This window comes from Arhodomonas sp. KWT (genome assembly GCF_010993615.1).
On record NZ_WNXE01001075.1, the window covers coordinates 1 to 551 of the forward strand.

Consider the following 551-nt stretch of genomic DNA (forward strand, 5'->3'; position numbering starts at 1 on the left):
GGCGAGCCGCGCATCGCGTTGGCCAGCGCGCGTTCGTAGGAGTGAGTGTCCAGCCCGATCTCGCGCTGGTCGATGATGCAGCGCTTGTGCTGGTAGAGATACTCGATGGGGTTCTCTACCGTAAGGATGTGGCCGGAGTGCTGGGTGTTGCGGTAGTCGATCAGCGAGGCGAGGGTGGTGGACTTGCCGGAGCCCGTCGCGCCGACCACCAGTACCAGCCCGCGGGGTTCGAGCACCAGCTCGCGCAGCCGCGTGGGCAGGTTCAGCGCCTCCAGGTCCGGGATCTCGTGGGTGATGAAGCGGATCACCATCGACACGGAGCCGCGCTGGCGGTAGATGTTCACGCGGAAGCGCCCGAGCCCCCGGGGCGAGTAGGCCAGGTTGATCTCGTATTCCCGCTCGAACTCCTCGCGCTGCGGCTCGGTCATCACCCAGTGCGCGAGCCGCTCGATCTCGTCGGCGGCCAGCTTGCGGTCCGGTTCGATTGCCCGGATGCGCCCGTCGATGCGGATCCCTACCGGCGCCCCGGCACTGAAGAACAGGTCCGAGGC

The 551-nt window shown here is 67.5% G+C and carries 1 protein-coding gene; it reads right to left on the reverse strand.

Annotated features, from left to right (window positions below):
- Positions 1 to 551 (reverse strand): ATPase, T2SS/T4P/T4SS family (locus G7A99_RS24225; RefSeq protein ID WP_163144630.1); only part of this gene is annotated, 551 nt, incomplete at both ends.